The sequence below is a fragment of the Vibrio coralliirubri genome (genome assembly GCF_024347375.1).
In the GTDB taxonomy this organism is placed as follows: domain Bacteria; phylum Pseudomonadota; class Gammaproteobacteria; order Enterobacterales; family Vibrionaceae; genus Vibrio; species Vibrio coralliirubri.
Map to the genome: position 1 here is coordinate 679,502 of NZ_AP025471.1, position 14,204 is coordinate 693,705.

General features: G+C 44.2%; 10 protein-coding genes, 9 tRNA genes and 2 pseudogenes. 5 read left to right on the forward strand and 16 right to left on the reverse strand.

Annotated features, from left to right (window positions below; genetic code table 11):
• Positions 1 to 125: 125 nt before the first annotated feature.
• The 3 genes from OCV20_RS19590 to OCV20_RS19600 form a co-directional block, all read right to left on the reverse strand.
• Complete coding sequence (locus OCV20_RS19590) at positions 126 to 1,511, reverse strand: sensor histidine kinase (RefSeq protein ID WP_086775924.1); 1,386 nt, start codon at positions 1,509 to 1,511, stop codon at positions 126 to 128.
• Complete coding sequence (locus tag OCV20_RS19595; protein ID WP_019822797.1) at positions 1,508 to 2,173, reverse strand: response regulator transcription factor; 666 nt, start codon at positions 2,171 to 2,173, stop codon at positions 1,508 to 1,510. The genes OCV20_RS19590 and OCV20_RS19595 overlap by 4 nt, the downstream gene beginning before the upstream one ends.
• An 80-nt stretch (positions 2,174 to 2,253) precedes the next feature.
• Complete coding sequence (locus OCV20_RS19600; RefSeq protein ID WP_086775923.1) at positions 2,254 to 2,727, reverse strand: LabA-like NYN domain-containing protein; 474 nt, start codon at positions 2,725 to 2,727, stop codon at positions 2,254 to 2,256.
• 267 nt (positions 2,728 to 2,994) lie between these two features.
• On the opposite strand from OCV20_RS19600, the gene OCV20_RS19605 reads away from it, so the two are divergent.
• Entirely contained in the window at positions 2,995 to 4,341 is a 1,347-nt protein-coding gene (locus OCV20_RS19605; protein WP_108721727.1) for an ISNCY family transposase, read from the forward strand.
• 163 nt (positions 4,342 to 4,504) lie between these two features.
• Positions 4,505 to 5,056 carry a DUF4174 domain-containing protein gene (locus OCV20_RS19610; RefSeq protein WP_086775773.1) on the forward strand — a complete coding sequence of 184 codons (552 nt, stop codon included), beginning with the start codon at positions 4,505 to 4,507 and terminating at the stop codon, positions 5,054 to 5,056.
• Between the two features lie 51 nt (positions 5,057 to 5,107).
• Here OCV20_RS19610 and cobA read toward each other — a convergent pair whose 3' ends face one another.
• The 9 genes from cobA to OCV20_RS19655 all read right to left on the reverse strand — a co-directional run bounded on the left by cobA (position 5,108) and on the right by OCV20_RS19655 (position 11,285).
• On the reverse strand, positions 5,108 to 5,884 hold the full coding sequence (gene cobA / locus OCV20_RS19615; RefSeq protein ID WP_017071487.1) for a uroporphyrinogen-III C-methyltransferase: 777 nt from the start codon (positions 5,882 to 5,884) through the stop codon (positions 5,108 to 5,110).
• Positions 5,885 to 6,161: 277 nt separating this feature from the next.
• Positions 6,162 to 6,977: a formate/nitrite transporter family protein gene (locus tag OCV20_RS19620; RefSeq protein ID WP_017062558.1), complete on the reverse strand. Its 816-nt coding sequence runs from the start codon at positions 6,975 to 6,977 to the stop codon at positions 6,162 to 6,164.
• Between the two features lie 123 nt (positions 6,978 to 7,100).
• A complete protein-coding gene (nirD, locus tag OCV20_RS19625) occupies positions 7,101 to 7,424 on the reverse strand; it encodes a nitrite reductase small subunit NirD (protein ID WP_017058221.1) in 324 nt (107 codons plus the stop codon).
• A 14-nt stretch (positions 7,425 to 7,438) separates the two neighbouring features.
• Positions 7,439 to 10,012, reverse strand: a complete 2,574-nt coding sequence (nirB, locus tag OCV20_RS19630) for a nitrite reductase large subunit NirB (RefSeq protein ID WP_086775772.1) — start codon at positions 10,010 to 10,012, stop codon at positions 7,439 to 7,441.
• Between the two features lie 618 nt (positions 10,013 to 10,630).
• Positions 10,631 to 10,704, reverse strand: a tRNA-Cys gene (locus tag OCV20_RS19635).
• A 64-nt stretch (positions 10,705 to 10,768) separates the two neighbouring features.
• A tRNA-Leu gene (locus OCV20_RS19640) sits at positions 10,769 to 10,855 on the reverse strand.
• 80 nt (positions 10,856 to 10,935) lie between these two features.
• Positions 10,936 to 11,011 (reverse strand) — tRNA-Gly (locus OCV20_RS19645).
• 46 nt (positions 11,012 to 11,057) lie between these two features.
• Positions 11,058 to 11,131 (reverse strand) — tRNA-Cys (locus OCV20_RS19650).
• A 67-nt stretch (positions 11,132 to 11,198) separates the two neighbouring features.
• Positions 11,199 to 11,285, reverse strand: a tRNA-Leu gene (locus tag OCV20_RS19655).
• Positions 11,286 to 11,634: 349 nt separating this feature from the next.
• Here OCV20_RS19655 and OCV20_RS19660 point away from each other — a divergent pair.
• The 3 genes and pseudogenes from OCV20_RS19660 to OCV20_RS19670 form a co-directional block, all read left to right on the forward strand.
• A pseudogene (locus tag OCV20_RS19660) lies at positions 11,635 to 12,294 on the forward strand (lipase family protein); the annotation flags it as partial.
• Between the two features lie 76 nt (positions 12,295 to 12,370).
• Complete coding sequence (locus OCV20_RS19665) at positions 12,371 to 13,291, forward strand: IS5 family transposase (protein ID WP_261881408.1); 921 nt, start codon at positions 12,371 to 12,373, stop codon at positions 13,289 to 13,291.
• A 54-nt stretch (positions 13,292 to 13,345) separates the two neighbouring features.
• A pseudogene (locus OCV20_RS19670) lies at positions 13,346 to 13,486 on the forward strand (lipase family protein); the annotation flags it as partial.
• A gap of 75 nt (positions 13,487 to 13,561) precedes the next feature.
• Here OCV20_RS19670 and OCV20_RS19675 read toward each other — a convergent pair.
• The 4 genes from OCV20_RS19675 to OCV20_RS19690 all read right to left on the reverse strand — a co-directional run bounded on the left by OCV20_RS19675 (position 13,562) and on the right by OCV20_RS19690 (position 14,064).
• Positions 13,562 to 13,635: transfer RNA gene (locus OCV20_RS19675), tRNA-Cys, on the reverse strand.
• A gap of 66 nt (positions 13,636 to 13,701) precedes the next feature.
• Positions 13,702 to 13,788: transfer RNA gene (locus tag OCV20_RS19680), tRNA-Leu, on the reverse strand.
• An 80-nt stretch (positions 13,789 to 13,868) separates the two neighbouring features.
• A tRNA-Gly gene (locus tag OCV20_RS19685) sits at positions 13,869 to 13,944 on the reverse strand.
• Between the two features lie 46 nt (positions 13,945 to 13,990).
• Positions 13,991 to 14,064: transfer RNA gene (locus tag OCV20_RS19690), tRNA-Cys, on the reverse strand.
• Positions 14,065 to 14,204 lie beyond the last annotated feature (140 nt).

The following is a 14,204-nucleotide window of genomic DNA, read 5'->3' on the forward strand; positions in this document are numbered from 1 at the left end:
CATACCAAAGCGCATAAAGAAAAACGCCACTGCAGATGCAGTGGCGTTTTTTATTGGGTATCGCTTAAGTCAGTAAAACTGAGTTGGGACAATTATCTATTTAGCCTTCTTCTCAATAGAGAAAGCTAATCACCGATTGGGAACATCAAGTTCACTCTCAATCCCCCACCTTCTCTATTCTCAGCAGTTACATGTCCATTCATCACACCCATCGCTTCTTTAACTATCGCAAGGCCTAGACCGTAACCGCCAGACTGTTTGTCTCGGGCTGATTCTATTCGTGTAAACGGGTCGAATATACCTGCAATCTTGTTATCAGGAATGCCATCACCGTCATCTTCTACAGATATGACACTGTAACGTTTATCTATGACCTGTTCATATGTAGTCACGACAACATGAGCGTTCTCACCCGCGTATTTAATGGCATTCCCGACCAAGTTACCAATCACTCGAAGCAGTAGCCTCTCATCGACGTTCACCATTGATGTCGGCGTCTCTAGGGAGCCAATCAAAGTTTGATTCGGTTTTAAATCGTTTTGCATCTGCGCGATCAACATTGAACAATAGTGCTCAAGGTGCATTAAGCTTAACTTGGAGTCATAGCGAGAGGTTTCTAAGCGGCTAAATTCAAGTATCTCACCCACCAGCTTGTTCATCTCTTCTGTTTCATTTTCCATTCGTTCTAGCAAACCAATGCTTTTATCATCAACCTTGCTGCGCAGCAGGTGCAGTGCGAGGTTTTGCCTTGCTAATGGCGTTCTTAACTCGTGTGACACATCACGAATCAAACGACGTTGCTTTTCAGCCAGAGATTTAATCTCAAAGGTCATATGATCAAAATCGTGTGCGAGCTCGTTGAATTCTCGCGTGGTGGAATTTAACTCCGACACCACACTGACCGTAAAGTCACCTTGAGCCAGTCTGCGGCTCGCTTCTCTCAATCGATCCAACGGTTGCTGCAGGCTTTTGGCCATAATAATTGAGAACAGAGACAAAACGACCAATGCAATCAAAGCTTTAAGCATATAGGAGTATGGGGCAAAAGATTTTGCAGGGTGAAACTGGTGCGGTAGTTGGATAACCAGTGTTTTACCATTATCTAGTGGCAGACCGAAGATCGGTTTACTAACACGATCACTAAGTTGGTGATCTAACGTTCTTAAGTATTTGAGCTTAAATTCAAAATGCGGGTGCATGTGACGATGTGTGATCGGGCGATTGTCTTTGTCGATGACGAACAGATAATACTGCTGAGCATTGCCCCAGTCCGCGAGTTCATCCATGTCCCCTTCTTCAATCAACACATTCGCTTGATAAGCAAGGTCGAGCATTTCCGCTTTTACCGATTCTGGCACTTTAAGCAGCGCTTTCATCAAGGCTCTTTCTGCTACCCCTTGCAGGATCAAAATACTCACCAAAATGACGGTCAGGTAACTGAACAGTTGGAAAGTGAGTCCCTCTTTACGCTTAGTAATAAAATCAGGGCAACGCAGCAGTTTTTTACTCATGCTCCTACCGACTCTAGGTAACTGTAACCTTTACCACGAACGGTTTTAATATGTTGTTTAGACAAACCGGCCTGAACGAGCTTTCTACGTATATTGCTGATATGCATATCTAAATTACGATCGAAGGGACACAGCTCTTTCTTGAGTACATGGATTTGCAGATCAGATTTGGACACAACAATACCGTCATTTTTAACTAAGTAATCAAGCAAGTCTTTTTCAGTGCCGGTTAATGGCAAACGAGAGAGTTGTTCACACAAGCCGTGATTAGACGAAGCTAAAGATTGTCTTTGGCGTTCAAAACCCACTCGGCGCAAGATCACCTTAATACGGGTTAAGAGTTCAGGAACATTGAAAGGTTTAGCAATGTACTGGTCGGCTCCAGCTTGGTAGCCATCGAGCATTGAGGCATCGTCGTTAAGCGCGGTTAGCATAAGAATGGGAGTAGCAAAACGCTGACAAATACGCCTTGCTACTTGAATGCCGCTTAGGTTCGGAAGCATTACATCGAGTAGAACCAAATCGACAGGATGAGTTTGAATAAACTCAAGCGCGGATTCACCGCAATGAACAGTATCAACGTGATACCCCTCATTTTCTAACACTTCACCCAATAACTCACACAACTGAATATCATCATCAACAACTAAAACGCGAGACATTACACACACCGATAAATAAGAACTGTTTGCATTCTAATTATCGTTATTATTGATTTCAATTATAAAGTGCTCGATTTCCTCTATAGAAGAAAATCTTTTTCAATCGGTACAAATTTTGAGGCAGAATCGATAAGATTTTGAGCAGTTAATCCCGGAACACCATACACTTCAACAGGTTTGCCAAAACGCTCTTTGATTCGCTCTACAAGGATTTCGAAGTCACCGTCTCCCGATACCAAAACAATCGTATCAACCGTCTCAGCAAGTTCTATCGCGTCTAACGCAATACCCACATCCCAGTCGCCTTTTGCACTGCCATCTCGACGCTGAATAAACGGCTTTAATTTCACATTAAAACCCACACCACGAAGGATATGGTGAAATTGACGCTGCTTGGGATCTTGGCTTGAGATTGCGTAAGCATTAGCTACAACAACGTTACGCCCTTCCGTGGCAACATACCAAAACTGGTTATAGTCGAAGTTAGAACGGTATTTGTCGCGCGTCGTGTAGTAAACGTTCTGAACGTCGACCAAAATTGCTATGTTTTCCATAAATTCATACCTTTAGATTTTCCGTATACCCTATTCTATTCAATTGTAAAATGCGAGTCGCTTTACTCAATAAAAATGAACCTGCCAGCTATCGTTAACGTAAACCTAATATCTTTAGCGTAAAGCTAAGTGTCTTTAACGTAATCCTAACTATGCTTATTGTAAGTGTTAGAGCAATTTAGTAATGTCCGGTTTGAGCCATTTTAAAATGTCCTCCTAAGCTTACCTATATTGGTCTGCTTAGGAGTTATCCGGATGCTTATTACTATGAGTGAAAAAGATATTCATCGATTCAAGGTGCTTACTGACGTACGTGAAAAACGACTACGCCAAGTTGACGCCGCTATAATTTTGAATCTGTCTGCGCGCCATATCCGACGTTTGGTGAACAAACTGGTCTCTCTTGGTGCTCAAAGTCTTACACACGCAGCGCGTGGACGCCCAAGTAATCGACGCTACTCAGAACATTTCAGAATTGAAATACTGAAACTTATCCGTGAGCATTACTCTGACTTCTCACCAACGTTCGCTCTGGAAAAACTGACTGAACGACACAATCTATCCGTCTCTAAAGAAACACTCCGTCAATGGATGATCGCCGACGGACTGTGGCTTCCACATTCACAACGCAAACCTCGAGTCTATCAGCCTCGTTACCGTCGTGATTGCTTGGGTGAACTTATCCAAATTGACGGCTCCCATCATGACTGGTTTGAAGGCCGCAGCGACAAATGCTGCCTATTGGTGTTCATTGATGATGCGACTGGCCGTTTGATGAACCTAAGATTCAGCGAGACAGAATCCGCATTTGACTACATGTTGACCACGCGTGAATACCTCAATGAGCACGGTAAACCCATCGCATTTTACAGTGACAAGCACTCAATTTTTCGAGTGAATCAGGAGAAACACAAACAAGTTGGCCAAACTCAATACGGGCGCGTGCTGAAAGAACTGGCCATAGAACTCATCTGTGCCAACAGCTCCCAAGCCAAAGGCCGCGTTGAGCGAGCCAACCTCACGCTGCAAGACCGACTGGTTAAAGAGATGCGCTTACAAGGTATCGACACCATCGAACAAGCCAACGCCTGGCTTCCCTACTTCATCGCCGATTTTAACCATCGCTTTGCTAAGCCCGCTCAATACCCAAAAGACATGCATCGCCCGGTTCGAGAGTCCAAGCAAGAACTCGACGATATTTTCAGTTGGCAAGAAACCCGCAAGCTCTCAAAGTCGCTGACATTTCAATACGATAAAGTGATTTATCTCATTGAACCTACTGAAGAAAACAGCCGACTAGCGCACGAACATGTCAAGATACTCGACTACCCAAACGGTGAAATCGCCATCCAATACGGGCATCGAAAACTCGAATTCAAAACCTTCGACAAACTCGAGCACGTTCAACAAACCCAAATCGTCGACAACAAACGCCTCGGCCAAGTTTTAAAATTTGCTCAGCAACAACAAGAAGAATTCGAACAACAACAGCAACGAACCCGCAGTAAGAAAGCCCCCAAGCGCCGTGCACAACAAAGAGCCCTTCAAACAGCGCCTCGAGCCATCAACCCTGTCCTCACCGAACCATTCAAAGCTTCCAGTCGAAAGACCTAACAAGGGGACATTTCTATTTGGGACAAATGAGGACATTTTAAAGTGGGATTGACAGTAAGTAGATTTGTTTTTAACGTTTCTTAGGTGGGTCTGATCTTCACCTTCTTCTTTACGTTGCATTCAAATCGTACTCAGGCTTAGAGCTTTTAAAGGGAGGTTGGCAATGCTGCACCGACAAACACACAATTCGAACGTAAGCATCGACACAACCAAAACGGTGCAAACTTTAAATCAACCATCAAACTCTGGTATCTGGTTTAGTTTGTTTAAACTACTGACCATCAGCACGGTATTAATCATGAGCTTAACCATCAATTCTGTACTCGCCTACCCCGCCTATTCTCACTCAAAGCCTTTGCCGCACCGCAGTGTTATTTATTTCGCTCCAAAGGAAGATTCAGTCGTTAAAGAGTTTATGAATGAAGTGTTGCTCAATAACTGTCAATTGGACGAACGAGATGTCGTCATTATGGTTATTGCTGAGAGTGGTTATACAGTTCCGACTTGGCTAGAAGAAGAGTTTAACTTAGAGGCAGTCACTAGCATTTACGAGATCCCGAAAGGATCTCACACCGCTGTTTTGATTGGTAAAGACGGAAAAGAGAAGCACCGATGGAGTGGCAAAACAGATTGGAAACAGATCACCAATATCATTGACGAAATGCCTATGCGCCAACAAGAAATGCAGCGACAAGGCAGCCGCTGCAGTATTTGATTCTTGATGGGCTTAGTAGTGGCTTAGAGATTCAACTAGACGGTCAAACGATCAAGCTTGTTTGTTAAACCAAGCAAGTTTTTCATGAAGCTGAGCCACGCTGCCTACAACAATCAGCGCAGGGCTCTTTGCGACGCTAGCAAGATCAGCTAAATCACGTAACCCACCTCTAAACACCTTCTGTTCTTGGCGCGTACCATTTTCGATGATCGCAACTGGCATGTCAGCTCGCATACCGTTATCGAGTAAGTTCTTTTGAATGTTCGGACTCTCTTTCAAGCCCATGTAAAACACGATGGTATGGTTGTGCTGAGCAAGAGATTGCCAGTCAATATCTTCGCCATCTTTCTTCAAGTGACCTGTAATAAACTGCACGCTTTGTGCATGATCACGGTGCGTCAACGGAATGCCCGCATAAGCCGTTGCGCCTGCAGCTGCCGTGATGCCCGGAATCACTTCAAATCTCACGTCATTCTCAGCTAACGTTTCACATTCTTCACCACCACGGCCAAAGATAAACGAGTCACCACCTTTTAGGCGCACTACGTGCTTGTTCTCTTGCGCTTTAGTGACCAACAGTTGGTTGATCTGATCTTGCGGTACACAGTGATGATCAAGCTTTTTACCCACATACAGCATTTCTGCTTCTGGGTTAGCCATCGCCAAAATATCTTTTGATACCAAGCGGTCATAAACCAACACGTCTGCTTGTTGAATCACTCGTGCGGCTTTTAGCGTAAGTAAGTCTGGGTCGCCCGGACCAGCACCTACCAATGAAACAAATCCTTTGTTTACTTCTTTAACATTCGATGACGATACTTCTGACATTCTGCGCTCCGAAGGTTTGCTTGTTTTATCTCAAGCTTAAATCTATGTGATAAGTCACTGTATTCATGATGACTTATCCAAATCCTTAACCCTTAGACTATCAGGTGTTGTTATAAATATTCAGTCTAAATACTAACGAAGATAGAAGTAATTATAACAAAACAGTCTATTGCGAGTAATTTGCGCAATGATATAAGGGCTTTCGAACTAAAAAAGCCCCAAACATGTTGTTGGGGCTCTTAATCTCATACTAAATTACGTTTCACCCTATTGAGGATTACTTAGCACCTAAAGAAGGCGCTGTTTTAGCGTGAGTTAGGTATAGAGGAACACACGTCATTAGTAGACCACCAACGATGTTACCTAGGATTGTTGGGATAAGGTTGAAGTTCAACCATGTCGCGATACCGAAATCAGCGCCCAGAATCATACCTAGTGGGAATAGGAACATGTTTACCACTGTGTGCTCAAATACGAGTGCGAAGAAGATGAAGATTGGGAACCACATCATTGCTACACGGCCTGACACTGTGCGAGCAGTCATGTTACCAATCACACCAAGACATACCATAAGGTTACAGAAGATACCGCGTACGAAACACGTGATCCATCCGTCCATGCCCATGTTTTCAAAACCTAAGCTACGACCCGTAGAAACAGCAATGAACTTTTGAGCAACAGCGTTTGGTTCTAAAGAGAAGTTACCCGTTAGTGATACTGCAACAAGGAAAGCAACAATAAGAGAACCGATAAGGTTACCAAGACCAACAATACCCCAACAACGTAGGATACGACCCCAAGTAATACCTGGGCGGTTGTCGAATTTCGCTAAAGGTGCAAGGCCGAATACGCCAGTTACTAGGTCATAACCCATTACACTTAGAATCACGAAGCCAACTGGGAACACAAGTGCACCAACAAGGCCAATACCGGTTTGTACCATTGCTGTAATAGCAACAACAACCGCTAAAGAAAGGATGATACCAGCCATAGTGCTTCGAATCAGAAGGTCGCGAGTACTTGTTTTCGTTTTCGCTTCACCCACATCGATCATCGTTTGAACGAATTCAGCTGGTTTGTAATCAGGAGACATAAGGTTGTCCTTAAAAAGTTTAAATTAAAAGTTAAAATTGGATAGGAAAAGGCTCTAGTTGCCGAGTTAAGGCAATATCGAGAACTAGAACCCTTGAACTATCAAATCTTATTCATCCGAAGATTAAGCAGAGATTTCTACAGCGCCTTTGGCAACACGAGCTTTATACGCTTTCACGTTGAAGTTCTCGTCTTCCATGCAGACACCTGTTGCTAGGTTAAAGCGTTGCTTCTTAAGTGGGCTTGCCACCCAAAGCTCTTCTTTGTGCTCAACAATCAAGCCACGTGATAACACGTTAGATTGGAAGTATGGGTCTGTGTTGCTAATCGCGAATACTTCTTCAGCCTTAGTTGGGCGGAAGATAGCCACTTGCTCACCACCAACCAACGCACAAACACCTGTACCTGGGATAATGTCTTCGATCTTACAAACTTTGGTAAATGCCATGATGTCGTCTCCCCTTAAACAGATTCTACGTGAATGATGTCGCCCTGATGCCTTGAAGTAATGGCTTCAGAGTGTTTCTCGGTGAATGTTGCTGGACGGTGTTGTTCACGACCATCTTCAACAAACACAACGTTATCATCACGGTCATCAGCATTGATGAAGTGTGCAAAGCGCTTAAGTTGAGCTTCGTCGTTGATTGTATCTGTCCATTCACAAGCGAAGTTATCAACTAGGCCAGAAATGTCAGTTTCAAGTTGGTCATTGATACCAAGCTTGTTGTCTACAATCACTTCACGTAGGTAATCAACACCACCTTCTAGGTTGTCCATCCATACCGAAGTACGTTGTAGTGGCGCAGCCGTACGGATATAGAACATCATGAAACGGTCGATGTACTTGATTAGCGTTTCTTGGTCTAGGTCGCTTGCCAGTAAGTCTGCGTGACGAGGTTTCATACCACCGTTACCACATACATACATGTTCCAACCTGCGTCAGTCGCGATAATACCTAAGTCTTTACCTTGAGCTTCAGCACACTCACGAGTACAACCAGACACACCAAACTTCATTTTATGAGGGGTACGAATGCCTTTGTAACGGTTCTCGATCATCACGCCTAGGCCAACTGAATCTTGAACGCCGTAACGACACCAAGTAGAACCTACACATGTTTTCGCCATACGAAGTGCTTTTGCGTAAGCTTGACCAGTTTCGTAGCCTGCAGCGATTAACTTCTTCCAGATTGCTGGTAAGTCATCTTTTTGAGCACCGAACAGACCAATACGTTGTGCGCCCGTGATCTTGGTGTACAGGTTGTATTCAGCAGCAACATCCGCAAGAACGCTTAGCGCTTGTGGTGTTACTTCACCACCCGCCATACGAGGGATAACAGAGTAAGTACCGTCTTTTTGCATGTTACCTAGGAAGTTATCGTTGGTATCGTGCAGCTTCACTAGCTCAGGCTTAAGGATGTGCTCACCCCAGCAAGAAGCAAGGATAGAACCCGCTAGAGGCTTACATACTTCACAGCCGTAGCCTTTACCGTATTTCTCTAGTAGCTCATCGAACGTTTTGATTTCTTCAATACGAATCAGGTGGAAAAGCTCTTGGCGAGAGTAAGCAAAGTGCTCACACACGTCGTTCTTCACTTCTACACCAGCTTTAGCAAGTTCAGCGTTTAATACTGAAGTCACAAGTGGAATACAACCACCACAACCCGTACCTGCGCCTGTTACTGCTTTGATATCACCAATGGTGTGGTGACCTTCAGCAACCGCTTGAGCAATCTTGCCTTTCGTTACATCGAAACAAGAACAGATAACAGCAGACTCAGGAAGAGAATCCGCGCCAAGTGTTGGTTTTTCAGCACCAGCGTGAGCAGGAAGAATCAATGCATCTGGGTGTTCTGGTAGGTCGATTTCGTTCAGCATTAGCTGAAGAAGATCGCCATAGTCCGACGTATCACCAACCATCACTGCGCCAATAAGCTTTTTATTGTCTTCAGAAACGATGATACGTTTATAAACTTCTTGCTCTTCGTTTTGGTAAACGTAGCTCTTACAGCCAGGAGTGCGGCCGTTTGCATCACCGATAGAACCTACTTTCACGCCTAGAAGCTTAAGCTTCGCAGACATGTCCGCACCTTCAAATGTGCTTTCGTTACCGACAACGTGGTCAACAGCTACAGTCGCCATTTTGTAGCCAGGAGCAACAAGGCCGTAGAACGTTTGGTTCCAAGACGCACACTCACCGATAGCGTAGATGTCTTTATCAGTCGTTTGACAGTGATCGTTAATCTCGATACCGCCACGAGGTGCAATACCTAGACCCATTTGACGAGCAAGTTTGTCTTGTGGGCGAATACCAGCAGAGAATACGATGAAATCAGTTTCTAGCTCTGTACCGTCTGCAAAACGCATTACGTTACGAGCTTCAGTGCCTTCAGGAGCAATCTCAAGCGTGTTCTTACTTGTATGTACGTTTACGCCCATACGTTCGATTTTTTGACGAAGTTGGTTACCACCCGCTTGGTCAAGTTGCTCAGCCATTAGCTTAGGAGCGAACTCAACAACGTGTGTTGTCACGCCAAGTGCTTTTAGTGCGCCTGCCGCTTCAAGACCAAGTAGACCGCCACCCACAACAACACCAGACTTTGAGTTCTTAGCGGTTGCTTCGATAGCTTTGAGATCTTCGATTGTGCGGTAAACGAAACAGTCTTTACCTTCGTTGCCTTTAATTGGCGGTACGAATGGGAAAGAACCGGTAGCAAGGATAAGTTTGTCGTATTGAATTTCACGACCAGTGCTTGAGTAAACTGTTTTCTTTTCACGGTTAACGTTAATAGCACGTTCGCCGATCAGCATATTGATGCCGTGTTTCTCGTAGAAGCCTTCTTTAACTAAAGAAAGTTCGTCTGCAGTGTGGTGTGAAAAGTAAGAAGAAAGGTGTACACGGTCATAGGCTACACGTGGTTCTTCACAGAACACCGTGATGTCCATGTTTGCAACATCTGTCTTCTCGACTAAATCTTCGATATAGCGATGGCCGACCATCCCGTTACCGATAACGACTAGCTTCATCTTGCTCATAAGAATTCCTGAAGGTTATATATTTCTTAACTGAGCGAATAATGAATTATGAAAGAAAATGAAAATATGATGTAAATCAATTACGAAATCGAACTACCCTAAAGGGGTAGGACAAAAGAGGTAGATCTGCTGATTTATCATACGAAGCAAACGAATAACCGTAGGTTTAATAAGGTTTAGCGGGGTTTTATATACACTTTCGTGCAGTAGGTAAGATGTTGTAAATTTTCACAATAGGTTAGCAGCAACGTAGTTAAATGACAATCATTTTCATTTGTAGTCATGATAAGTGTAATAACTCATGAAAGCGTTACAGGATCATGAGCAACTATGTATAAATATGAAGAACTTAATGACGCAAAAGACAGTCGCCCTTTTCTATTCCCTACTCATCCCACTCACAAACGGCACAATTGGTTAACAGATGCTGTTGGTTGTTCAACAAATGATAGGTTTACACAAGCAAAAGACCGGCAATGAAAGTGATCAGATAAGGCTATGCCCCTAGAGATGCTACTGATTAGAGAGCATACGTGGGAGTTTGGAGATAGCATGAGGGTTTAGAATTTCAGATAGCAAAAAGGCCAGCATTTCTGCTGGCCTTTCAACTTTGAATAGTGGAGGCGCCTCCCGGAGTCGAACCGAGGTCCACGGATTTGCAATCCGCTGCATAGCCACTCTGCCAAGGCGCCTTCAATAGTGTTTTAAGAGAACAACTCTTTTGATTAATACCAAGTGAGGTAACAATCATATAGATGGTGCCCCGGGCCGGACTTGAACCGGCACAACGCGAACGTCGAGGGATTTTAAATCCCTTGTGTCTACCAATTCCACCACCAGGGCACGCAATTCTTTATTGCGATGCCGATTACTGAAAAGTAAAACACCATCTTAATGTCGAAATGAGTCAACATTACAAAATTTGGAGCGATACATCGGGTTCGAACCGATGACCTCAACCTTGGCAAGGTTGCGCTCTACCAACTGAGCTAGTATCGCATTTTCGTTCTTATTATCTCTTAACTTATCAAACTAAGAGAAAGAATGGAGGCGCCTCCCGGAGTCGAACCGAGGTCCACGGATTTGCAATCCGCTGCATAGCCACTCTGCCAAGGCGCCTTTAATAGTGATTTAAGAGAACAACTCTTTGTTCATCACTCTACTTAAAAAGTAGAAGCTAGATAGATGGTGCCCCGGGCCGGACTTGAACCGGCACAGCGCGAACGCCGAGGGATTTTAAATCCCTTGTGTCTACCAATTCCACCACCAGGGCAACGCAATCTTGCGAGGCCAATTACTGAAAAGTAAAAACACCATCTCTCAGCGACCTAAGCCGTGAGAACGAGGTGTACTTTAACGGAAGGAAAAAATTCGTCAACTATAAATTTTATCTTTTAATTCAAGTGATTAATTATCGAACTCAAAAGAATAAATTTAGTGCAGCTTGTACGGTTCTTATACTTGGATTTCTAATTTAAACGGACAAATCACTGACAACCATTGATTCAAATACCGATTCAACGCGGTGGTTTTATTGTTTTAAACCAAGCAAATGGCGTTTTCATGTGCATTTCACATTCAACGACTAGAGTTTTAAGTAACTCTTATTAAGAAGTAAACATGTGAAACCACTAAAACGATATCAATATGAGCGCTATGCCGTTCTTTGTAACCTCGCCTACCCTAGAGTTTTTAAACAAACTCGCTATGGTTTTGACCCTAATGGACAACGCATCATCAAGAACCAGTTTGGCAAAACCATGATTCGAGTGTTGTGGAGTAGCGACAAAGATGAAGTGGTTGTGGTTATCAAAGGATCGCACAGTATCTCAGATTGGCTACTGACCTTTGCTCTATGGACAAGAAGCTGTAAGAGGATTGGGCTCAATTATCGTGTGCATGCAGGCTTCTACCATCTGATGTTTCAAGAGAGCCAGCCAAGCCGTAATGAAGATAAGCTTGGCTTAACCGTTATTGAGCGCTTAGAAGCCACGCTCACACCTCTCATCGAACAAGGCAAAAGAGTGTCTATTACTGGCCACTCTTCTGGAGGCGCTATCGGTTGTGTCTTCGCTGATTACTTTGATCAAAAGTACCCTGGCTGTATTAAGCGAATAGTGACCTTTGGCCAACCCGCCATTGGTGACTGGAGCTTTCGAAAGCACTATCGCATGAGTAAGAAAACCTACCGAATTTGCTGTGACATCGACATCGTGACCTTCATGCCACCGGTTCCTTTGCTCTATTGGCATGTAGGCAAAGTGCTTTGGCTTTATAACGGCTTTGTTGCGTAATTCAATGGAACTAAATCAAGAACCTACGATCTGATCAGCTACCTCCACTCTATCTCGTAGTCCTATGCCTAAGCCTCGTTATAAAACAACCAACTGGAAGCAATACAACCGATCACTCATTAACCGTGGTTCTCTGACTTTTTGGATTGATGAAGAAGCAATAAGCGGATGGGCGCAAAGCAAACAGAATAAGCGCGGTAGGCCGCGTCGGTTCAGTGATTTAGCTATCACGACAGCACTCATGGTCAAACGAGTTTTTTCTATGCCATTGAGAGCGCTGCAAGGATTTATCGACTCGATATTTAGGTTAGCCCATGTACCGTTAAGTTGTCCGCATTACACCTGCATCAGTCGTAGAGCCAAGCAAGTTGAGGTTTCATTTAAGACTAAAACGAGAGGAGCGATACAGCACCTAGCCATTGATGCTACTGGCCTTAAGGTTTATGGCGAAGGTGAATGGAAAGTCAAAAAACATGGGACGGATGGCAAGCGTAGAGTCTGGCGAAAGCTGCATATTGCAGTCGATACCAACACTCATGAGATCATTGCCGCCGAGCTAAGTTTATCGACGGTTACAGATGGAGAAGTACTCCCGAACTTACTGAAACAAACACGCCGAAGTATCCTTGAGGTGTCTGGTGATGGCGCTTACGACACGAGAGCGTGTCACGCTGCTATTAAGATTAAGGGAGCTATTGCGCTTATTCCCCCAAGAGAAGGGGCTGCCTTCTGGGAGCGTGGTCACCCTCGAAATCTCGCCGTGGGTTGCCAGAAATTATACGACTCAAATAAGTATTGGAAAGAGCGGTATGGATACCACAAACGTTCACTCTCAGAAACAGCGATGTATCGAGTTAAACAGTTGCTAGGAGGGAAACTGAGCTTAAGAAATTACAATGCCCAGGTGGGTGAAACTTACGCGATGATAAAAGCGTTGAACAAGCTTACTGGGTTAGGTATGCCTGAAACTTGTCGTATTGACTAAGAAACAAGCGAAACGGGTTGGCTCTATCTCTAAATTTAATTACGCAACAAAGCCCTTTATAACGGACGAATCTACGAGAACACCCCAACCTTAATCCGCCTTGGTCGTTCTATCTTTAGTTGGCTGATAAGACCTTTCTCTTACCACTTGATGAGCAAGTATATCCGTAACAAAGATTTCTTTGATAAGCATTGAAATGGGTGCGTAGGAAGCTTTTAGCGGGGCCAGAAACGAAAAAACCAGTCACTAGGACTGGTTTTTTCTGAATGATGGAGGCGCCTCCCGGAGTCGAACCGAGGTCCACGGATTTGCAATCCGCTGCATAGCCACTCTGCCAAGGCGCCTTCAATAGTGTTTTAAGAGAACAACTCTTTTGAGCATTACCAAGCAAAAGGTAACAATCAAATAGATGGTGCCCCGGGCCGGACTTGAACCGGCACAACGCGAACGTCGAGGGATTTTAAATCCCTTGTGTCTACCAATTCCACCACCAGGGCACGCAATTCTTTATTGCAATGCCGCTTACTGAAAAGTAAAACACCATCTTAATGTCGAAATGAATCAACATTACAAAATTTGGAGCGATACATCGGGTTCGAACCGATGACCTCAACCTTGGCAAGGTTGCGCTCTACCAACTGAGCTAGTATCGCATTTTCATTCTTATTATCTCTTAACTTATCAAAATAAGAGAAAGAATGGAGGCGCCTCCCGGAGTCGAACCGAGGTCCACGGATTTGCAATCCGCTGCATAGCCACTCTGCCAAGGCGCCTTTTTAATTCAACACTTTAGGGACTTAAGTAAGCCGCACCGCTGTGTTCGGGTGCCTACTTTACGGATTGAGGGGAGATAGTCAAACAAAAAAGTGAATTTAAATTCCGTTTGCTGACATTTAAATCAAATTGCTGCATG

Excerpts from the sequence above, each read along its gene's own strand:
- OCV20_RS19590 (WP_086775924.1), bottom strand. The coding sequence starts at position 1,511 with ATGAGTAAAAAACTGCTGCGTTGCCCTGATTTTATTACTAAGCGTAAA.
- OCV20_RS19595 (WP_019822797.1), bottom strand. The coding sequence starts at position 2,173 with ATGTCTCGCGTTTTAGTTGTTGATGATGATATTCAGTTGTGTGAGTTA.
- OCV20_RS19600 (WP_086775923.1), bottom strand. The coding sequence starts at position 2,727 with ATGGAAAACATAGCAATTTTGGTCGACGTTCAGAACGTTTACTACACG.
- OCV20_RS19605 (WP_108721727.1), top strand. The coding sequence starts at position 2,995 with ATGAGTGAAAAAGATATTCATCGATTCAAGGTGCTTACTGACGTACGT.
- OCV20_RS19610 (WP_086775773.1), top strand. The coding sequence starts at position 4,505 with ATGCTGCACCGACAAACACACAATTCGAACGTAAGCATCGACACAACC.
- cobA (WP_017071487.1), bottom strand. The coding sequence starts at position 5,884 with ATGTCAGAAGTATCGTCATCGAATGTTAAAGAAGTAAACAAAGGATTT.
- OCV20_RS19620 (WP_017062558.1), bottom strand. The coding sequence starts at position 6,977 with ATGTCTCCTGATTACAAACCAGCTGAATTCGTTCAAACGATGATCGAT.
- nirD (WP_017058221.1), bottom strand. The coding sequence starts at position 7,424 with ATGGCATTTACCAAAGTTTGTAAGATCGAAGACATTATCCCAGGTACA.
- nirB (WP_086775772.1), bottom strand. The coding sequence starts at position 10,012 with ATGAGCAAGATGAAGCTAGTCGTTATCGGTAACGGGATGGTCGGCCAT.
- OCV20_RS19665 (WP_261881408.1), top strand. The coding sequence starts at position 12,371 with ATGCCTAAGCCTCGTTATAAAACAACCAACTGGAAGCAATACAACCGA.